Annotated in this window: 19 protein-coding genes; 5 read left to right on the top strand and 14 right to left on the bottom strand. The window is 42.5% G+C overall.

The features are described 5' to 3' along the window. The first annotated feature begins 29 nt into the window (after positions 1-29). Both GTK07_RS14830 and GTK07_RS14825 read left to right on the top strand, forming a co-directional pair. The gene (locus GTK07_RS14830; RefSeq protein ID WP_163636032.1) at positions 30-866 is read left to right on the top strand and encodes a mechanosensitive ion channel family protein; all 837 of its coding nucleotides are present in this window, start codon (positions 30-32) and stop codon (positions 864-866) included. 66 nt (positions 867-932) lie between these two features. Further along, positions 933-1,481 (top strand): ClpP family protease, encoded by a 549-nt coding sequence (locus tag GTK07_RS14825; protein WP_163636031.1) that lies wholly within the window; start codon positions 933-935, stop codon positions 1,479-1,481. 144 nt (positions 1,482-1,625) lie between these two features. Here GTK07_RS14825 and GTK07_RS14820 read toward each other — a convergent pair whose 3' ends face one another. The 3 genes from GTK07_RS14820 to GTK07_RS14810 are packed head-to-tail and all read right to left on the bottom strand — an operon-like array spanning position 1,626 to position 4,599. Next, positions 1,626-3,158, bottom strand: a complete 1,533-nt coding sequence (locus tag GTK07_RS14820) for a cryptochrome/photolyase family protein (protein ID WP_163636030.1) — start codon at positions 3,156-3,158, stop codon at positions 1,626-1,628. Positions 3,159-3,162: 4 nt separating this feature from the next. After that, the gene (locus GTK07_RS14815) at positions 3,163-4,461 is read right to left on the bottom strand and encodes a DASH family cryptochrome (RefSeq protein WP_163636029.1); all 1,299 of its coding nucleotides are present in this window, start codon (positions 4,459-4,461) and stop codon (positions 3,163-3,165) included. Between the two features lie 3 nt (positions 4,462-4,464). Continuing rightward, positions 4,465-4,599: a DUF2256 domain-containing protein gene (locus GTK07_RS14810; protein WP_163636028.1), complete on the bottom strand. Its 135-nt coding sequence runs from the start codon at positions 4,597-4,599 to the stop codon at positions 4,465-4,467. A 134-nt stretch (positions 4,600-4,733) separates the two neighbouring features. On the opposite strand from GTK07_RS14810, the gene GTK07_RS14805 reads away from it, so the two are divergent. Beyond that, positions 4,734-6,089, top strand: coding sequence for an FAD-dependent oxidoreductase (locus GTK07_RS14805; protein WP_163636027.1), 1,356 nt, complete (start codon positions 4,734-4,736; stop codon positions 6,087-6,089). A gap of 54 nt (positions 6,090-6,143) precedes the next feature. Here GTK07_RS14805 and GTK07_RS14800 read toward each other — a convergent pair whose 3' ends face one another. Next, positions 6,144-6,923 (bottom strand): zinc ribbon domain-containing protein, encoded by a 780-nt coding sequence (locus GTK07_RS14800; protein WP_163636026.1) that lies wholly within the window; start codon positions 6,921-6,923, stop codon positions 6,144-6,146. Between the two features lie 5 nt (positions 6,924-6,928). Next, positions 6,929-8,023, bottom strand: a complete 1,095-nt coding sequence (locus GTK07_RS14795; RefSeq protein WP_163636025.1) for a Nif3-like dinuclear metal center hexameric protein — start codon at positions 8,021-8,023, stop codon at positions 6,929-6,931. Positions 8,024-8,070: 47 nt separating this feature from the next. Here GTK07_RS14795 and lpxK point away from each other — a divergent pair, with 47 nt between their 5' ends. Then, positions 8,071-9,069 carry a tetraacyldisaccharide 4'-kinase gene (gene lpxK, locus GTK07_RS14790; protein WP_163636024.1) on the top strand — a complete coding sequence of 333 codons (999 nt, stop codon included), beginning with the start codon at positions 8,071-8,073 and terminating at the stop codon, positions 9,067-9,069. Here lpxK and GTK07_RS14785 read toward each other — a convergent pair. From GTK07_RS14785 to GTK07_RS14745, 9 genes are all read right to left on the bottom strand, one after another. Continuing rightward, entirely contained in the window at positions 9,066-11,150 is a 2,085-nt protein-coding gene (locus GTK07_RS14785) for a tetratricopeptide repeat-containing hybrid sensor histidine kinase/response regulator (protein ID WP_235932880.1), read from the bottom strand. The two genes, lpxK and GTK07_RS14785, sit on opposite strands and share 4 nt — an antisense overlap. Before the next feature lie 134 nt (positions 11,151-11,284). After that, complete coding sequence (gene gap / locus GTK07_RS14780; protein ID WP_163636022.1) at positions 11,285-12,295, bottom strand: type I glyceraldehyde-3-phosphate dehydrogenase; 1,011 nt, start codon at positions 12,293-12,295, stop codon at positions 11,285-11,287. Between the two features lie 15 nt (positions 12,296-12,310). Then, entirely contained in the window at positions 12,311-13,186 is an 876-nt protein-coding gene (gene lipA / locus GTK07_RS14775) for a lipoyl synthase (protein ID WP_163636021.1), read from the bottom strand. A gap of 62 nt (positions 13,187-13,248) precedes the next feature. After that, complete coding sequence (locus GTK07_RS14770; protein WP_163636020.1) at positions 13,249-13,809, bottom strand: RNA polymerase sigma factor; 561 nt, start codon at positions 13,807-13,809, stop codon at positions 13,249-13,251. A 32-nt stretch (positions 13,810-13,841) separates the two neighbouring features. After that, complete coding sequence (locus tag GTK07_RS14765; protein ID WP_163636019.1) at positions 13,842-14,051, bottom strand: membrane or secreted protein; 210 nt, start codon at positions 14,049-14,051, stop codon at positions 13,842-13,844. Positions 14,052-14,127: 76 nt separating this feature from the next. Then, positions 14,128-14,886 carry an anti-sigma factor gene (locus GTK07_RS14760; RefSeq protein ID WP_163636018.1) on the bottom strand — a complete coding sequence of 253 codons (759 nt, stop codon included), beginning with the start codon at positions 14,884-14,886 and terminating at the stop codon, positions 14,128-14,130. Beyond that, complete coding sequence (locus GTK07_RS14755; RefSeq protein ID WP_163636017.1) at positions 14,883-15,449, bottom strand: RNA polymerase sigma factor; 567 nt, start codon at positions 15,447-15,449, stop codon at positions 14,883-14,885. The genes GTK07_RS14760 and GTK07_RS14755 overlap by 4 nt, the downstream gene beginning before the upstream one ends. Before the next feature lie 202 nt (positions 15,450-15,651). Continuing rightward, positions 15,652-16,668, bottom strand: a complete 1,017-nt coding sequence (gene murB, locus GTK07_RS14750) for a UDP-N-acetylmuramate dehydrogenase (RefSeq protein ID WP_163636016.1) — start codon at positions 16,666-16,668, stop codon at positions 15,652-15,654. Beyond that, the gene (locus GTK07_RS14745) at positions 16,665-17,858 is read right to left on the bottom strand and encodes a pyridoxal phosphate-dependent aminotransferase (protein ID WP_163636015.1); all 1,194 of its coding nucleotides are present in this window, start codon (positions 17,856-17,858) and stop codon (positions 16,665-16,667) included. The genes murB and GTK07_RS14745 overlap by 4 nt, the downstream gene beginning before the upstream one ends. 158 nt (positions 17,859-18,016) lie before the next feature. Here GTK07_RS14745 and GTK07_RS14740 point away from each other — a divergent pair, with 158 nt between their 5' ends. Next, entirely contained in the window at positions 18,017-19,342 is a 1,326-nt protein-coding gene (locus GTK07_RS14740) for a PDZ domain-containing protein (protein ID WP_235932879.1), read from the top strand. Positions 19,343-19,352 lie beyond the last annotated feature (10 nt).

The raw sequence follows: 19,352 nt of genomic DNA, 5'->3' as shown, positions 1-19,352 counted from the left end.
ATAAACAGCAACACTATAAATAAACAACAATGGAAACAATCAACAATTGGAAGGATATCACCATGGATTCCTTTTCGGGTATGGGCAAGGAAATTGCACAGATAATCCCAAAGATCATAGGTGCCTTATTGGTACTGGCCGTAGGCTGGCTTTTCATTAAGATCATCTTGTTCTTGCTTGGAAAGATCTTAAAATTGGCCAAAGTAGATATGCTGAACAATAAAATCAATGGTATGGTCGTCACAAGTAAGGGTGATTTTACGATTGATGTGGTCAAGATAATTCTAGGATTTGTAAAATGGCTCTTGATATTGGCCTTTTTGATCGTGGCCGCGGATATTCTCAATTGGCAGATCATTTCTGTGGAAATAGGGAACTTACTCCATTATCTACCCCGTTTCTTCAGTGCCCTTGCCTTGTTGATAATCGGTTTTTATATCGGTAATTTTGTGAAGAACACGGTAAAACGACTTTTCGAGTCCTTTGAATTTGGAGGCTCAAATTTGGTAAGTAATCTGTTGTTCTATGTAATAGTGGTGTTCATGTCCATTACGGCCTTAAACCAAGCAGGGGTAGACACTACCATCATTACCAATAACATCACCATGATCATGGGTTCCTTTCTTTTGGCTTTTTCCTTGGGCATTGGTTTAGGCTCAAGGGAAATGGTAGCCGATCTGTTACGGTCGTTCTATATACGAAAAAACTATGCCATAGGGGATAAGATCGTCATAGGAGAAGATATTGGGGTGGTAGAGGCTATAGAAAACAATAGTTTGACCCTTACCACCAAAACTGGAAAATTCATCATTCCGATCAAGGATGTGGTGTCCCAAAAAGTGGAAGTAATCTCCCAATCAAGGTAAAGTAGGGAAGTAGTGCAAAAACTTCCTTGGATTTTGATTATTTTTGATGCTCACAACAAATAAAAAATGAGTTCAAAAAAAGGAAAGGTTCAGGATTTGATCCAAGAAAAATTGCTCGAAGAGCGAAAAGTGTTTTTATGGGGCATGGTCGATGACGATTCTGCCAAGCATGTCATAGACCGCTTGTTCTATCTGGATTCCCTGAACCATAAAGAGATTCAATTAATAATCAATAGTCCGGGAGGTTACGTTACCTCTGGTTTTGCGATTTACGATACCATTAAGCAGATCAAGAGCCCGGTTTCTACGGTTTGTTCAGGATTGGCGGCCTCTATGGGATCCATTCTGTTGTCCGTAGGGGAGAAGGGGAGAAGGTTCATCCAGCCCCATGCCAGGGTTATGATCCATCAGCCCAGCGGCGGTGCCAGGGGGCAGGCTTCCAATATCGAGATCCAGGCCAAGGAAATCATCAAGACCAAAGAGTTGGGTGCCCAAATTTTGGCGGACAACTGTGGTCAGTCCTTTGAAAAGGTAATGAAGGATTTTGATAGGGATTATTGGATGGGTGCCGAAGAATCTGTGGAATACGGTATTGTTGACGGTATTATTAAGTAAAAGGAAAACCCCTAGAAAGGGAAAAAGTCCTTCTCAAGATTTTGGGAAGGACTTTTTGCATATATATGGACGCCGAAGCGGAATATTTTATTTATTAGATATACGGCAAGTTCGGTGCCGATAGACCTTAACGGATTGTTAAAATTAAAAGTGGTCTGGATTACCTATGATATCCTGTGCTCTTGCCCTTAAATTTTGAAGTTCCCCATCATCCTTTTTTTCAAGCAATTGGAGCATCATGCCCATTCTGGGATTGTTCTTGAAGTATTCTTTCTTTTCAAATAGAAAATTCCAGTAGAGGGCGTTGAAAGGGCAGGCTTTGTCCCCAACTTTAAGATTAGATGTATAATGGCAACTTGTACAATAGTTGCCCATTTTGTTGATGTAATTGGCACTGCTCACATAAGGTTTGGTGGCCACCAGGCCTCCGTCGGCAAACTGGCTCATGCCACGAGTATTCGTAATTTCAACCCATTCCAAAGCATCAATATAGACTCCTAGGTACCAAGCATCGACTTCGTTGGGATGGATTTGGGAGAGAAGGGCATAATTGCCTATGATCATGAGTCTTTGAATGTGATGTGCATAGGCATAGTCCAAGCTTTGACCTATGGCATGTTTCAAACAATTCATTTTGGTATTGGCTGTCCAGAAAAATTCTGGCAACCGGTTGTGATTATCAAGAACATTACATTCCTTATATTTGGGCATTTCTTTCCAGTAAATGCCCCGCATATATTCCCGCCAACCAATGATCTGACGGATGAAACCTTCTACCTGGGAAATATGGATTTCGTTGGTATTTATCCTGAATTCCTCTAGAATGGCATCCACCACTTCTTTTGGTGATATCATTTTGGAATTCATGGCAAACGATAATCGGGAGTGAAACAGGAATTTTTCTTCAGTATGCAAGGCATCCTGATAATCCCCGAAATGGATCAACAGGTTCTCGCGGAAATAATCCAAAAGGGCTAGGCACTCTTTTCGGGAAGTAGGCCAGGGAAAATGCTGGGGGTCAATATTCCCGAAAGTTTCTACTTCAGCGTCTCTGAGCTCCTTCAGGAGTTCGGAAACATCTTTATCAAAGTTCAACTCATTGAGGACCTTGGGCGTACCATCCCACTTTTTTCGATTGCTGTGGTCATAATTCCATTTTCCTCCTTCAGGGTGACCATTAGCCATCAAAATGTCATGTTTCTTTCGCATCATACGATAAAAACTTTCCATCAATAATTGCTTTTTACCCTTGAAAAAATCCCTTAACTCATAACGCGTGGTATAAAAATGTTCCGTGTCAAACGCCTCAGAGACAATATCCAGTTCAGCGCATATTTTTTTTAATTGCTCATCCAATCGATATTCATCCGGTAGTTGGTATTCAAATTTTTCAATCTGACTTTTACTGACCAGTTCCTTGATGATAGTTTTCAGATCTTGTGGATTTTGGGAATCGCTGATTTCAAGGTAGATCACTTGGTGACCGTTGAATTCCAAATTTTTGGAGAACTGGCGCATTGCCATAAAAAAGCCGACCACCTTTTGAATATGGTGTTTTACATAATCGGTTTCTTGACGCATTTCTGCCATTACATAAATGACATTGTTATCAACTTTATTAAACCAACTATGATTATTGTTGAGCTGATCGCCCAAAATGAGTCGTAGGGTTTTCATGTAATTAAAAAAGGGAGGGTTGCAACCAAAGCTTTTGGAACTTTTTGTCAGGATCGTAAAGTGCTACTTGGCGTTTGGTATTAAAGGTTCGGTTGCGAGGGTCGTTGCCCACGCCACTGTTGTACATCCAATTGCCCCAATTGCTGTGCGCGTCGTAGTCTAGGAGCATGGATTCAAAGTAAGCCGCACCTATCCGCCAATCTTGTTTGAGGTGTTTGGACCAAAAACTGGCCACATTTTGCCGTCCACGATTGCTCATCCAACCGGTATTTTTCAATTCCAGCATGTTAGCGTTCACAAAGGCATCCTTGGTTTCCCCATGTATCCATTGACGAAGTGTATCTGGGTTCCTATCCCAGGAATAGGATCGGTCTTTTATCCCTTTTGAATGAAAAATTTTATTGCCGTGTTTTAAGGAAATATACTTGAAGTAATCCCTCCAGAGCAGTTCAAAAATCAACCAATAGGAGTCTTCCGTGCTTCCAAATCTTGTTTCAAATTGTTTTACTTCCCAAAATATGTTCCGTGCAGAGATACTTCCATTGGCAAGCCAGGGAGAAAGCTTGGAGCTATAATCCGTGCCGATCAGTCCATTACGAGTCCGCTTGTAATATGCCAATTTTTTAGATTGCCAAAAGTACTGTTGTATTCTTTCCTGCGCATTTTTCTCACCACCAGCAAAGGGAAATGCAGATCTTGGATCAGGCTCTATTTCTTCCAAAAACAACTCAGGCAAAGTGGGTAAGGGAGTATTTTCTGAAATCAAATTGCTTATTGGCATTTGTGTAGGAATGTCCGCAATAGGGCGAACCTTTACCAAGTGCTCACATTGTTTCCGAAATTGGGTGAATACCTCGGGAATGTCAATAAAAGATGCATAAGGAATGTCGTCAGGGTGCAATAGAAACTGGTCGAATACTTCAACGAATCGGACAGAGGGTGGCAGGTTCGCTTTTACACATTTGGTGGCATGCACTTCTTCCGAAGTCCATTCCTTTTGCATGAAAATAGCATCGATTTTATAATTTTTCACCAATTCTGGCACCCTGTTTTCCGGCCGATCAATGAAAGTCAATAAAGTAATATTGAGTTCTTCAAGTTCCCTTTTTAATTGGGCCACGCTCTCCAATAAGAATTTGGCACGGAAACTTTCTGTTTTTCGAAAGCCATAGGTACCTATCGCAAATTGCCGGGGATCAAAAAAATACACTGCGATTAGCTTTGTGCTTTTCATGGCACTTTTCAAGGTCTGATTGTCCATCACCCTTAGATTGTTCCCGAACCAAAGTAAATGGTTTTGCATGTTTTATTTGTTTCTCCGGCAGCGTTCGCTACAATATTTCACTTCTTCCCAAGAGGATGACCACTTTTTTCGCCATTGAAATGGCCTATTGCATACAGGACAGATTTTTTCAGGAAGATGCGTTTTTTTGTGAGCCACTTACCGATAAAATGTCTAATAAAAATACAAAAAAATTAAACATAATTACTTTGGACAGTGTATTTGAAAACCCTTCAATGAATTTCAAAATCCGTATTTTAGCCAATTAACAGCAAAAGGCCCATTAGGCATATATGAAACAGACCCCAAAAAATATTGCCATCATCGGTTCTGGATTGGTGGGCTCCCTATTAGCAATTTATCTCAGGAAATTTGGGCACAACGTTACGGTTTTTGATAGAAGACCTGATATCCGTACCATCCAATTCTCAGGCCGGTCCATCAACTTGGCCATGAGCAACAGGGGTTGGCGCTCTTTAGAGAAGGTAGGCTTGGCAGAAAAGATCAGGGAAATTGCGATTCCTTTGGACAAACGGGCCATGCATGTGAACGATACACCGGTCTATTATCAAAAATATGGAAAGGAAGGGGAGGCCATTTGGTCCATTTCCAGGGGGATTCTGAACAAGCGGATGATCGATTTGGCCGAAGCCGAAGGAACTGAATTTCGCTTTGATGAAAAAGTTTGGGACGTAGATCTTCCCGGGGCAAAAATATATACAGGCGAATCAGAGAAAAGTGAGTGGAAGGAATATCAATACGACATTATTTTTGGTTGCGATGGGGCTTTTTCCAGGGTCCGGCACAAAATGCAACGCCGCAGTAGGTTCGATTACTCCCAAGATTTCATAGATGTGGGTTATAAGGAACTTACCATTCCGCCCAATGATGACGGAACGCATAAGCTCGATAAGAATTCATTTCACATTTGGCCCAGGGGTGCGTTCATGCTCATTGCCATGCCCAATATTGATGGTAGTTTTACCTGCACCCTGTTTTTGCCTTTCGAGGGTGAAGTATCTTTTGAAAACATCACAACGGAGAGCCAAGCCAAGGTATTTTTTGAAAAGTATTTTCCCAATGTCCGCAAGGAAATTGAGAACCTGACCAAGGATTTCTTCCAGAACCCGACCAGTGCCATGGTCACCATGAAATGCTACCCGTGGACCTATTGGGATAAGGTAGCCTTGGTGGGCGACTCTGCCCATGCCATCGTTCCGTTTTACGGACAAGGGATGAATGCTGGTTTTGAGGATATTTATGTGCTCCATGAGCTGATGGAGAAGTACGGTGATGATTGGGAATCCATATTCTCTGAGTACCAAAAGGAACGTAAACCGAATGCGGATGCCATTGCGGAGCTGAGCTACCGTAACTTTGTTGAAATGAGCAGCAAAACGGCCGACCCCAATTTCTTGCTGCAAAAGAAGATTGAAAAACATTTTGCAGCCAAACACCCGGATAAGTGGATACCTATTTACAGTAGAGTCACATTTTCGGATAGACCCTATGCCGAAGCACTTGCCATTGGAGATCAACAGGAAGCCATCATGAAGAAGATCATGAAACTTCCCAATATTGCCCATAAGTGGGATTCCAAGGAGGTGGAGGGTCAGATGTTAAAGTTGTTGAAGGCAAGCAAACATTAAAGAAACAAAAAAAGCCACCTTTAAGGCGGCTTTTTTAATTTTATGGGAAGCGAATTAGATTTTGGCAAAAAGCTCTTGCATTTTGTCATGCTCCTCCTCGGCCAATAGTGGATCTACCAAAATACGACCACTATGTTCGTCGGTAATGATTTTTTTGCGGGAAGCAATCTCTACCTGAACCTGTGGAGGAATGGTAAAGAAAGACCCTCCAGAAGCACCACGTTCCACAGCAACAACGGCCAAACCGTTCTTCACGTTGGTACGGATCCTTTTGTAGGCTTGTATCAATCGATCTTCGATTTTCTCTTCAAACTCCTCTGATTTTTTCAAAAGGGCCTTTTCCTCTTTTTCGGTTTCGGCTAGGATGGCATCCAATTCCCCTTTTTTGTGCTTTAGGTGACCTTCACGTTCAGTCAATTTTTCTTTGGTCTGGGTAATGACCTCTTTTTTCTGCTCGATCTGTGCCTTGAACTCCTTAATGTTCTTTTCGGCCAATTGAATCTCTAATTCTTGGAACTCAACTTCCTTGGTCAAGGAGTTGAACTCACGGCTGTTCCTTACGTTTTTCTGCTGCTCCGTATATTTTTTAATGAGCGCCTTGGATTCGTCGATAAGGTTTTTCTTGGCTGCGATTTCAAAATTGACGGTTTCAACATCCGTTTTCAATTTATCCAACCTGGTTTTTAGTCCAAGTACCTCGTCTTCCAAATCCTGTACCTCCAAAGGCAGTTCGCCTCTAACGTTGCGGATTTCATCCACCCTGGAATCGATAAGCTGTAGATCGTATAGTGCTCTCAATTTTTCTTCCACGGTGCTTTCTTTCTTGTTCGCCATATATGTTATAAATACTTGATGGGATTCGTTATACTCTCCGATAAAGAGACTGCAAAATTAGGAATTTTTTTTGTAAGATGATCAACCAATAAATCTTTTGTAAACTGCTCAGTTTCAAAGTGCCCGATGTCGGCGATGACCAATTGGTTTTCGGCCTCGTAAAACTGGTGGTATTTTACGTCCGAAGTAATGAAAACATCTGCATCCGCCCCTCTGGCAGCGGAAATGGCAAAAGCACCGCTTCCACCCAAAACGGCCACTTTTTTTACTTTTTTGTTCAAGAGTTGTGAGTGGCGTACCACACTGGCATTCATTTTGGTCTTTACATGGAGCAAAAAGTCGCTTTCGTCCATTTCCGTTTGCAAGGTTCCTACCATGCCCATGCCAATGTCTTGATTGGTGTTTTCCAGCGTGACCACCTCGTAGGCCACTTCCTCATAAGGATGTGCCTTGAACAATGCCTGAAGAATATTTTTTTCCTTTTCAAAAGTAAAGATAACATTGATCTGGGCCTCTTTTTCAAAATGGAGCTGACCAATTTCTCCTTTGGTAGGGTTGGCAAGGTTTCCGGCCTTGAAACTTCCAACGCCCTCCATACTATAGCTGCAATCGCTATAATTGCCAATGTCTCCGGCACCTGCCTCAAAAAGTGCTGCCTTTACTTTATCTGCGTCTGCCACCGGGGCGTAGGTGACCAATTTCTTGATAGTACCCTTTTTGGGTATCAATATTTCAGGATTTTTAATCCCCAAAACCTCACATATTTTGGCGTTAACCCCTATTTTACTGTTATCCAAAGCGGTGTGCATGCTATAAATGGCGATGCTATGCCGGATGGCCTTAAGTACCACACGTTCCACATAGGTACTGCCCGTGATTTTTTTCAAACCCTTAAAAATGATTGGGTGAAAACTCACGATAAGGTTGCATTTTTTTGCAATGGCTTCGTCCACTACATTTTCCAGGGTGTCCAAGGTTACCAGTAAACCAGTGACTGTCATGTTGGGGTCGCCAATTAATAAACCTACGTTGTCAAAATCTTCGGCATGCGCCAGAGGGGCCAATGTTTCCAAAGTTTTTGTGATGTCCTTTACCGTCATTCTTAAAATGTTAATGGCCTAAAGATAAAATATTATATTTTCGTCCCATGCTGCAATTGCTCCGCAAAATAGCGTTTCCTTTTTCTTTGATCTATGGTCTGGTGGTCCATGTTCGCAATTATTTGTACGATAAGGGAGTTTTTACGTCCAAAACCTATGGCACACCTACCATTTGTGTAGGCAATCTTAGTGTTGGGGGAACAGGTAAGACCCCTATGACCGAATATTTATTGCGAATATTACAGGGCCATAAGGTGGCTGTATTGAGTAGGGGATACAAAAGAAAATCAAGGGGTTTCGTTTTGGCCTCCCATACAAGTACGGTATTGGATTTAGGTGATGAACCTTATCAATTGCATAGAAAATTCCCCGATGTTGCCATTGCCGTGGATACCGATAGAAGAAATGGCATGGAACAACTTGAAATCAACATTAAGCCGGATGTGGTTGTTTTGGATGATGCTTTTCAGCATAGAAAGGTAAAACCAACTTTTTCTTTATTATTGACGGCTTACGGCCAATTATATATTGATGATTGGTACTTGCCCACAGGAAGTTTGCGTGATGCCAAAAAAGAGGCCGATCGTGCCGATGTGATCATAGTAACCAAATGTCCGGCAGGGTTGGCCACTTCGGATCGGAAAGCTATGGAGACCAAACTGCAACCACAATCCCATCAAAAAATATTGTTTGCCAGTTTGAGCTATGCGGATCAAGTCATTGATGGAAAAGGGAACACTTTGCCTTTGGGAGCCTTGAAAAATAATGAAATTACGCTGGTAACGGGCATTGCTTCACCAAAACCCTTATTGCAGTTTTTGAATGCAGCTGGCATCAAGTACAAACACTACAAGTTTGGAGACCATCATCATTTTACCGAAAAGGACATTCAAAGTTTTAAAGGAAATCAATTGGTGTTGACTACGGAAAAGGACTTTGTGCGGTTGGAGGATAAAGTTGATGGACTTTATTATTTAGAAGTGGCACACCATTTTTCGGAAGTGGACCATACTATTTTGAAAGAATGCATTGAAAGGTTGTTCTAAACAGACCCCTGCATTTTGCTTCTGAGAACGTTCTCCCCAATTTTTTGGTAAAAAACTTCAGGTTTGAAGGGTTTGGTTACCACATCGTTACAGCCTGCGGCAAAGAAACTATCCAAACTATCATCCAAGGAAATGGCGGTCAAGGCAATGATAGGGACGTCTTGATTGAACTTTCGGATCTGCCTGGTGGCCTCTTCCCCGCTGATGCCGGGCATGTGGATGTCCATTAAAATGGCATCATATGTATTGGTCTTGGCAAGATCAATGGCTTCATTTCCATTATTGGCGATATCGCAAGTTATCTCTTTTTTGGTAAGCATTTTTTTGGTGATCACTTGATTGATCTTGTTGTCTTCCACGATCAAAATATGCAAGCCCTTAAATTGGAACTCTTCGGGATCTAACTGGAAAGAGATTTCATCCAGGGCTTTGGTATCACATTTAAGGTCCATTTCAAAATAGAAAGAACTTCCATGATCCAGTTCACTTTCCAAATGAATGGTACTTCCGAACAATCCCAACAGACTCTTCACAATGGTGAGTCCCAGACCAGTGCCACCGTATTCACGGTTGATCTGTATGGAGCCCTGTTCAAAACTATCAAATATGTGTTTTTGTTGCTCCTCTGAAATACCGATACCGGTATCCCGGACTTCAAAGTACAGTTTTGCCTGATCTTCTTCTTTCTTCAATAATTTGGCAATGACCTCCACTTTTCCATTTTTGGTAAACTTAAGGGCGTTGCCCACAAGGTTCATGAAAATTTGGGAAAGTTTTATCGGGTCTCCCAATAGTTGTTGGGGGATGTTGGAATCGTAGTCCAAGATCAGTTTGGTCTTGTTTTCCTTGGCATTCGGTTGAAGGGAATCCACAACATCGTTCAGGATCTTGTGCAATTTGAATTCAATGCTCAAAGGCTCCAATTTGTCCGCGTCAATTTTATTGATCTGAAGGATGTCGTTGATAAAATTTAAAAGGTATTCCCCTGAAAATTTCAACGACTTCAAATGCTCCTTTTGGTGTTCCGATGGGTTTTCCTCCAAAAGTAAATGGGTAAGTCCGGTTACTGCATACAAAGGCGTTCGCAACTCATGGGTAACGGTGGACAAGAAATTGGTCTTGGCCTCCATGGCCGATACTGCAGCATCCCTGGCCAGCTCCAACTCTTTGTTCTTGGTGTACAATAGATCGTTGGTCTTGAGCTTTATCTGGTTGTTCCTAAAAAGGGACACTGCCAAGAGTGAAATGATGGTCAGGAAAGCCGAAGTCAAGATGGCAGTGATTTCCGATCGGTTTTTTGATTCACTCAATTCCTCTATTTTGGCCTGTTGCTTGTTCAATTCATTGGCCATGTGCTCAGAACGAATGTCGTCCGCTGTTTTTGATTCCAATTTTGCTTTTTCAACGTTGAAAATGGAATCCTTTATGTTGGCCAGCCCTTTGTTGAAAATCAAGGCTTGCTGATAGTTTCCCGTTTTTTCGTAAATATTGGACAACTCCTCGTTGGCATCTTTGATTATTTTGGCGAACCCATGCTTTTGGGAAAGCTCTAGCGCTGCCTTGGAGTGGATGATGCCTTCTTCATAATCGTTGAGCTTTACGCTTATGACGGCTAGTTGTAGATTGGCTTTGGCCGCCAAGTAGGCCCGTTCCTTGTCATCAGAATTTACAATGAGGGCATGTAGGTTCTTGATCGCATCATCATATTTTTCAATATTGGTGAAAATGGAGGCTTCCAACAATAGGATGTTGTTACTGAGGTTCCTATTGTTACTGATCTTTCTGGATTCGTCCAATAACTTCAGGGCTTGGAAATTGTTTCCCTCATCGTATCTAAGTGCCGCATCCAAATATAATTGAAAGGCCTGTCCGTAAGAATAGGATATGTCCTTAAGATAGATGCTGGCCCTGTCCCAATACCGAAGGGCCGTTTCCCTGTCACCTTCTTCCAGGAAAATGCGGGCGTATTGTTGGTAGGTGTCCAGTAATAGCTTGGTATCCTCGTTGCTCTCTGCAATGTCGGATGCCTCATCAAGGGTTTCCATGGCTTGGGCTATCTTGTTCTGGTGCCTATATTCCATAAATTGATCGAATATGGCCTGGACTTTTGTTGTAGAGCTTGCATCATTTTGGGCAATAACTGCCTGGGTGCATAGGAAAATGCACAATAGAAATAGCGTTTTTACGCCTATCCATCTGTTTATCAAGTGCAAGATCAAACGTAGTTTTTCTTTATAAGCAAAGCTATTAAATCAACAATTCTGGAACAATACCCAGTTTCATTGTCGTACCATCCAATAATTTTCACCATTTTTCCAATTACGGAGGTCATCAATGAATCAAACGTACAAGAATGACAACTATTGTTTATATCGATGGAAACTATTGGATCTTCTGTGTAATGAAGAATTTGCTTCAATTCCTTATCGGCATACCTCTTAAAGGTAGCATTTATTTCTTCAATAGATGTTTCGCGTGCTACATTGAAAGTAATGTCGGTCAAAGACCCATTCGGAACCGGAACACGAATGCCACATCCACCGATAACATTGGACAATTCTGGAAAAATCCGCGTCAGTGCCTTAGCTGCCCCAGTGGTAGTCGGAATGATGGATTGGCCAGCTGCCCTTGACCTTCGTAAGTCCCGATGAGGGGCATCATGAAGGTTTTGATCTGACGTATAGGAATGGATCGTGGTAATATAGGCCTGTTCTATACCGCAAAGTTCGTTTATGACTTTGATCATAGGAGCGGCGTTGTTCGTAGTGCAGGATGCATTGGAGATGATTTCGTCATCTGCCTGGATGATATCCTCGTTCACGCCCAAAACCACCATTTTAATGGAGTCGTCATCAGGAGGAACCGAAAGAATCACCTTTTTCGCACCATTTTGTATATGATGTTGAAGCTGCTCTTCTTTTTTGAATTTTCCTGTGGCCTCCACCACAAGGTCTACTTGATAGTCAGCCCAATCAATATCCTTGGGGTGGTTGTGGTTGAGGATGGATATGCTGTTGCCATTTATCACCAAAGCATTGGCGTTGGAATGAATATCAGCATCCAAGGTGCCGTGGATGCTGTCGTACTTGAGTAAGTGCGCCAGCGTTTTGGCATCTGCCAAATCATTGATGGCCACCACCTTTATGTTGGGGTGCTTTTGTAATAGCCTGAAAAGAGTCCTGCCGATACGACCAAAGCCGTTTATGCCTATTCTGATGTCTTTCATGACGGTTGGGGGGAACTACTTGATATGCTTGTGGGCTTTGTAGGATGAACGTACCAAGGCACCGCTTTCCACATGTCTGAAGCCCATTTCTAGTCCTATTTCCTCATATTTTTTGAACTGTTCCGGTAGAATGAACTGTTTTACAGGAAGGTGCTTTTTAGAGGGTTGTAGGTATTGACCAATGGTAACTACATCTACATCGGCCTTTCTCAAGTCTTCCATGGTGGCGATGACCTCATGTTCTTCCTCTCCCAAACCAAGCATAATTCCGGATTTGGTGCGATTGGCACCATTTTTCTTCAAGTAGTCCAAAACTTCAAGGCTACGCTCATATTTGGCTTGTATACGGACTTCTCGCGTCAATCTTTTAACGGTTTCCATATTATGGGAAATCACTTCGGGAGCCACGGCCAGAATCCTATCCAAATGAGTTGAAATACCTTGAAAATCAGGTATCAGGGTTTCTAGGGTGGTTTCTGGGTTCATCCTCCGGACGGCTTTGACCGTTTCGGCCCAAATGATGGATCCCATGTCCTTTAAATCGTCCCTGTCCACGGAAGTGAGCACGGCATGTTTAATGTTCATGATCTTGATGGATCTTGCCACTTTTTCGGGTTCTGCCCAATCAACACTTTCTGGTCTTCCTGTCTTTACTCCACAAAATCCACAGGAACGCGTACAAATATTACCCAATATCATAAATGTGGCGGTACCTTCGCCCCAACATTCACCCATATTTGGGCAACTTCCCGAGGTGCAAATGGTGTGGAGGTCATATTTGTCCACAAGACCTCTCAACTGGGTATATTTTTGGCCAGTAGGGAGTTTTACCCGCAGCCATTTTGGTTTTCCTTTGGGAGGTATTACGCTTTCTGCCACGTTTGTGCTCATACAACGGAATTTGATTTACAAAGATACGAAACTGGTAAGGAAAGTTTACCCAAGGAAATGGGTCACTTTTTTTTGATGATTTCTGCCAACAATTTTCTTGCCCGGAGCAATTTTACCTTGATGTTGTTCACGGGTTCATTGAGCTCATTGGCAATGTCGGCATAGCTCATTTCGTTAAAATACCGAAGGTTGATGACCTTTTGGTAATGGGGTTTCAATTTTTTGATGTCCTGCAGCAGATTGGCCAGGTTTTGTTCAATAATCAACCGGTCTTCCACTGATGGGGATTCGTCCAACACTTTTTTTACCTCGTCGCCACGTGGGTCCACACCGTCCAACAAAGTTCTTTTTCTTTTGCGGATGAGGTCTACATGCAGGTTTTTGGAAATAGCGATTAACCAAGTCTTGAACTCGTAGGCATCGTCATAGGTGTCAATACGGTCAAACGCACGGGAAAAGGTCCTGATGGTAATGTCCTCCGCGTCATTTTCGTTCTTGGTGCGTTGTAGCTGAAAACCATAGACATCGTTCCAAAAAGTATCCAAGAGGGTGCTGAATGCAATTTGGTTTCCGGCTTTTGCCCTGCGTATGGTCTCTTGTATGGAATTATCGGTTTTCTCCAAAAATGGGGTGTGTCCTTAGTGGTTATAGTGGATCAGTTCAACTCGGGCAACGAGTCTTTTTTGCATTCCTGCTCATGTGGCAATTTGCCACAGAATCCACAGGCTTCGCCATCCTTGTTTAAAAATGGGCTTTGGCTTGCGCAGGTTCCGGCAAACTTTCCATCCTTTTTGCTCCAAATTTTAATTGCAATGCCAGCAAATGCAAGTGCTAACAGACCAATGGTCAATAGTGCTAACTTCATAGTCCAACTTTTGAGCAAAGGTACAAAATACCCTTGTAAAGCAAGGGTGGGTTTAAGTTTACTTTAGGTTTGTGACCTAATAGGCAATGTTGGCAACAATGTTGTCCACGGATGGAGCGGCATTGCCACCTTCTGGTTCAATGGTGATGTAACCCACGGCGTTGTCGGCATAGGGTAGGGCCAATAGTTTGCCCTTGTCGTCAAATTGCTTGATGACACCCAAGTTGACCAATTCCCCATTTACTTCGGCCCACATTTGGAAGCATTTGTTCTCGGGTAGTTGGGGAACATTGCTCACATTGATGTAAGACAATTTTTTAACAGGGTTGATGTAAGCGATGGCTTTCAACTCTTTTCCTTCACGTTTTCCTTTGACCTCATACTTTTTGGTGGCAGGGTTATTCAGGACGATGAATTGGTTTCTCATATCTTCCAATTGGTCCTTCATGTTGTCCTCCAAATACTTGATCTTATTGGAAACCAAAGTATTCTCCTCTTGTAGGTTCTTGTTTTGGTTCCAAAAGAATAGGGACGATCCCGCGAATACCAAAACGGCGACACTGGCCGCGACAGCATAACGGTAGAACCTTTTGCTTACCATTTTTTCCTTTTTTGCACTGGAAAGGATGATCTCTTTCAGACCTTCAGGGGTGTTCTTGGCGTACATTTTGGCAAAGGTCTCCAAGTTTTTTTGGAGTTCGTCATATGTTTCCCTTACCTCGGGATACATGGCGATATACCTTTCGGCTTGTTGGGATTCTTCCTTTGAAGCATCTCCAATAAGATATTTTTCCAATATGTCGGATTCCAGAAATATTTTTACTTTTTCCTTCATGACAGTAAGTTTAATATTAAGAGTAAGGACATTGTTGTGCCATATATTTTTCCAAGTTCCCGAAGCCCAATTTTTAGTCTTGACTTGATTGTTCCAAGTGGAATGTCCAGTTCTTCACTTGCCTCTTGCTGCGTCATTCCATCAAAAAACAGGGCCTCCAATACAATACGGTACTTCGGGTCGATTTTATCCAAATTGTCTTGGATGTCGATATGGTCGGGCACAATACCCTTAACTCCAACTTTATATACGTTGGAAACATCGATTTGGACTTCCTTATCCGCTTTATTATTTACACTCCTTAATTTATCGATTGCGGTGTTTCTTGTAATACGGAACAACCATGTAAAAAGTTTGGCTTTGGAGGCGTCATAGGAATCTGCCTTTTTCCAAATTTTAATGAAGCTTTCCTGAAGGACGTCCTGGGCCAGATCTTCGTCTTTTACCACCTTAAAAGCCACACCGTAGAGCGTTTCACTATAATTTTCATATAGCAGGGAAATGGCCCTATCGTCCTTTTCTGCTAGTAGTGAAACAATATGTCTTTCAATCAGTGTGCTCATGTATGACGCTTTTGGTAAAATTTTTTTGGGACAAAAATCTAAAATAGGGTTTATCTCGTATATAGAACAAAGCTAAGACAGAAAATGCATTCCCCGTTTGGGCTTTTGAAAAGATTTTATAGGGTTTAAACGCCCTCACAGTATACATAATTTTGGTTAGTTTGGTTTGGTATAACCCTCGTTTCTGTTAAAAGTGCGGGGGTTATTTTATGATGTTCACTTCGGCCTGGATCTCAATCCCGAAGGTATCTTTAACCGTTTTCATTATTTTTTCGGATAGTGCAAGAATCTCCGCGCCTGTGGCATTGCCATAATTGACCAATACCAACGCCTGCTTATCATGTACGCCGGCATCACCAAATCTTTTTCCTTTGAATCCACATTGCTCAATAAGCCAACCGGCAGGAATTTTGAATTGATCGTCCTCGGTTTCATAATGGGGGGCTTCCGGATTTTTTTTGATGAACTTGTCAAATGCTTTCCTCGAAATGACAGGGTTCTTAAAAAAGCTACCGCTGTTGCCCAATTCCTTGGGATCGGGTAGTTTGCCCCTTCGGATTGCAATCACAGCATTGGAAATATCCTGAATGGAAGGATAAACTACACCATTTTTCTGTAATTCCGCCTCAATGGCACCATAACCGGTATGAATATGATGGTCGTGCTTGGTGAGCCTTAGATTAACAGAAGTGATGATGTATTTTCCTTTGGCCTCGTTCTTAAAAATGGATTCCCGATAACCGAATTGGCATTGCTCCTTGTTGAAGGATACCAATTCGCCGGTTGCCATTTCCATGACGGTACAGCTCACAAAAACATCCTTCAGTTCCACGCCATAGGCCCCAATGTTCTGAATGGGTGCCGTGCCTACATTGCCTGGGATCAGTGAAAGATTTTCTATGCCACCATAACCTTTTTCAAGACACCACACAACCAATCCATGCCAATTTTCGCCGGCCATGGCCTTGATTTCCACCGTATCTTCATTTTCTTCAACAATGTGGATACCTTCCAACTTGATATGCATCACAAGGGCATCGATGTCTTTGGTAAGCAACATGTTGCTCCCGCCACTGATGATGAATTTTTTGGGATATGCCTTTAATTCCAATACTTTTTGAAGCTGTGCCAATCCGGTGATATCAACAAAAAATCGCGCCTTGGCATCAATACCAAAGGTATTGTACGGTTTTAAGGATATGTTTTCCAGAATGTTCACCGGGCGTTGTACTTGGTTAAGGCCTTGCCCAAAATTTGGACGGCCTTTACAAGTTGCTCTTTTTCGAGCACATAGGCAATTCTTATCTGATTTTTTCCAAGTCCCGGGGTGGCATAAAAACCTGCTGCAGGAGCAACCATCACGGTATTGCCATCCAATTCAAAATCTTCGAGCAACCATTGGGCAAAATCGTCGGCATCTTCCACCGGGAGCTCCACCACACAATAAAAGGCGCCTTGTGGAACCGCTACTTTTACCCCTTCCAATTTCTGTAGTTCCGAAATCAGCACATTTCTTCTGGATACATATTCCTCGATCACGGCATCAAAATATTCCTGAGGGGTTTCCAAGGCGGCTTCGCTTGCAATCTGTGCAAAGGTGGGAGGTGACAATCGAGCCTGCGCAAATTTTAAGGCTGTTTGGATCACTTCCCTGTTCTTCGAGACCAAACACCCGATTCGGGCACCGCACATGCTATATCGTTTGGAAACCGAATCCACCACAATGGCATGTTCTTCCAAACCTTCCACTTGCAGAATGGAATAATGGGTCCTTCCTTCATAGGTGAACTCACGGTACACTTCATCTGCGATCAAGAACAAATTGTGTTTTTTCACCATTTCGGCCAATTGCAAAATTTCCTCTTTGCTATAAAGGTATCCGGTTGGGTTACCAGGGTTGCAAATGAGAATGGCCTTGGTTTTTGAGGTGATGAGTTTTTCAAATTCCGCTATTGGGGGCAATGCAAAATTGGTTTCGATGCTTGAAGGGATGGGGACCACATTTACACCTGCGGCGGTGGCAAAACCATTATAATTGGCATAAAAAGGTTCTGGGATGATGATTTCATCCTCGGCATCCATGATAGTGCCCATGGCAAAGCTCAACGCCTCCGAACCACCCGTGGTAACGATTATTTCCTTGGCACTGACCTGTATATCCTTTTTTGCATAATATGCAGCAATTTTTTCCCGATATTGTTCAGAGCCCTCCGTCATACTATAGGCCAAGACCTCAATATTGTGGTTTCGAACGGCATCCAATGCAACCTTTGGGGTCTTGATGTCTGGTTGTCCAATGTTGAGGTGGATTACGTGGGTACCACGTTTTTTAGCTGCCTCGGCATAGGGCACCAATTTTCGTATGGGAGAAGCAGGCATGTGCCTCCCTTTGTTAGAGATACTGGGCATTTCCAAAATTTTACGCAAAAATGGGAAAACCAACACATGAAAACAACATATTCTGGAATATTTGTTCACCGATCAAAATGTTAAATTCAGTGGGACCATTCTATGGATTTTGTATATTTAGTATACATAACCTTATAAAAGTGAGTATGTTAAAAAAAATGCTGTGTTTTTTTGTACTTCTTTTAATCGTGCCAACAACTATTTTGGCGCAAGGATATGGTTTGCCAAGAGGGCAGAAGTTTGAAAAAATCAGGTTTGAACTTATCAACAACCTCATGGTTATCCCTATCCAGATCAATGGGGCTGAACTGTCCTTTATCTTGGATTCCGGGGTAAGCAAACCGATTTTGTTCAATCTTTCCGAATCGGATTCCGTGCCCATCAACAATGTTTCTGAAGTGACCATTAGGGGCTTAGGCGATGGCGAACCTATGAAAGCCTTGAGTTCCAAAGGGAATGTCTTCAAGTTGGGAAATGTCAGGAATTTTTCACAGGATCTTTATGTGGTATTGGATCGGGACATCAATTTATCAACTTCATTGGGGATTCCCGTGCATGGAATAATTGGGTATGATTTGTTCCGAGATTTTGTAGTGGAAGTCAATTATGCCTCCAAGAGCATAAAACTTCATGACACGGAACTATACGACTTTAAGCAAAAGAAGAACGATCAGACCATTCCGTTGATTGTGGAGAAGAAAAAGGCCTATGTTGAGGGGACCGTTTTAATGCGGGATACGGCAAACATAAAAGTGAAATTGTTGGTAGATACAGGAAGTAGTGATGCCCTCTGGCTATTTCGCGAGCCTGAACGCGGATTGGAGGTGCCCGATAAAAATTATGAGGACCATTTGGGCAGAGGATTGAGTGGTGATATTTTCGGAAAACGTTCCAAGATCAAGGGGGTCCGTATCGGGGATTTTGAACTGAAGGATGCCAAAGTGGCCTTTCCTTACCGTGAATTCTTTGGAGGATTTGAAAACTTGGGCGATCGAAACGGTAGTGTGGGTGGCGAAGTGCTAAAACGCTTCAACATGGTGTTCGATTACTCCCGTGGTCAGGTGACTCTTCGTAAAAACAGCAACTTCAAGGAGCCTTTTCAATACAATCTTGCAGGTATTGAGCTTCAGCATAATGGTCTTCGCTACATTGCAGAAAGTATCGCGGATAGCAACGGTATTGTAAAGGACGACGATTCCTCCTTCGGAAATGTTAAGATTTTGATAGAGAATCGCACCAAACTGAGCTTGGTCCCCGAAATAGTGGTGTCCAGCATAAGGGCGGGTAGCCCTGCCGCCGAAGCTGGTCTGCGTGAAGGGGATGTGATCTTGGCCATTAACGGAAAAGGAGTGCACCGTTACAAAATCCAGGAAATCCTTAAAATGTTGAATGAAAAAGAAGGAAAACGCGTTAAAGTACTCATTGAACGGTATAATAAAGACCTGCTGTTTTCTTTCGTATTGAAAAAGGTATTCGACGATTAGAAATAAAAAA

This window comes from Flagellimonas sediminis (assembly GCF_010500845.1).
Classification (GTDB): domain Bacteria; phylum Bacteroidota; class Bacteroidia; order Flavobacteriales; family Flavobacteriaceae; genus Flagellimonas; species Flagellimonas sediminis.
This window is presented reverse-complemented; position numbering and strand designations above follow the sequence as displayed.

What these genes read in the sequence shown, in the direction of transcription:
- GTK07_RS14805 (WP_163636027.1), top strand. Translation starts at nt 4,734, where the DNA reads ATGAAACAGACCCCAAAAAATATTGCCATCATCGGTTCTGGATTGGTG.
- GTK07_RS14745 (WP_163636015.1), bottom strand. Translation starts at nt 17,858, where the DNA reads ATGCCCAGTATCTCTAACAAAGGGAGGCACATGCCTGCTTCTCCCATA.
- lipA (WP_163636021.1), bottom strand. Translation starts at nt 13,186, where the DNA reads ATGAGCACAAACGTGGCAGAAAGCGTAATACCTCCCAAAGGAAAACCA.
- GTK07_RS14795 (WP_163636025.1), bottom strand. Translation starts at nt 8,023, where the DNA reads ATGACGGTAAAGGACATCACAAAAACTTTGGAAACATTGGCCCCTCTG.
- GTK07_RS14820 (WP_163636030.1), bottom strand. Translation starts at nt 3,158, where the DNA reads ATGAAAACCCTACGACTCATTTTGGGCGATCAGCTCAACAATAATCAT.
- GTK07_RS14825 (WP_163636031.1), top strand. Translation starts at nt 933, where the DNA reads ATGAGTTCAAAAAAAGGAAAGGTTCAGGATTTGATCCAAGAAAAATTG.
- lpxK (WP_163636024.1), top strand. Translation starts at nt 8,071, where the DNA reads ATGCTGCAATTGCTCCGCAAAATAGCGTTTCCTTTTTCTTTGATCTAT.
- GTK07_RS14815 (WP_163636029.1), bottom strand. Translation starts at nt 4,461, where the DNA reads ATGCAAAACCATTTACTTTGGTTCGGGAACAATCTAAGGGTGATGGAC.
- GTK07_RS14785 (WP_235932880.1), bottom strand. Translation starts at nt 11,150, where the DNA reads ATGGAATATAGGCACCAGAACAAGATAGCCCAAGCCATGGAAACCCTT.
- gap (WP_163636022.1), bottom strand. Translation starts at nt 12,295, where the DNA reads ATGAAAGACATCAGAATAGGCATAAACGGCTTTGGTCGTATCGGCAGG.
- GTK07_RS14740 (WP_235932879.1), top strand. Translation starts at nt 18,017, where the DNA reads ATGCTGTGTTTTTTTGTACTTCTTTTAATCGTGCCAACAACTATTTTG.
- GTK07_RS14830 (WP_163636032.1), top strand. Translation starts at nt 30, where the DNA reads ATGGAAACAATCAACAATTGGAAGGATATCACCATGGATTCCTTTTCG.
- GTK07_RS14755 (WP_163636017.1), bottom strand. Translation starts at nt 15,449, where the DNA reads ATGAGCACACTGATTGAAAGACATATTGTTTCACTACTAGCAGAAAAG.
- GTK07_RS14760 (WP_163636018.1), bottom strand. Translation starts at nt 14,886, where the DNA reads ATGAAGGAAAAAGTAAAAATATTTCTGGAATCCGACATATTGGAAAAA.
- GTK07_RS14765 (WP_163636019.1), bottom strand. Translation starts at nt 14,051, where the DNA reads ATGAAGTTAGCACTATTGACCATTGGTCTGTTAGCACTTGCATTTGCT.
- GTK07_RS14800 (WP_163636026.1), bottom strand. Translation starts at nt 6,923, where the DNA reads ATGGCGAACAAGAAAGAAAGCACCGTGGAAGAAAAATTGAGAGCACTA.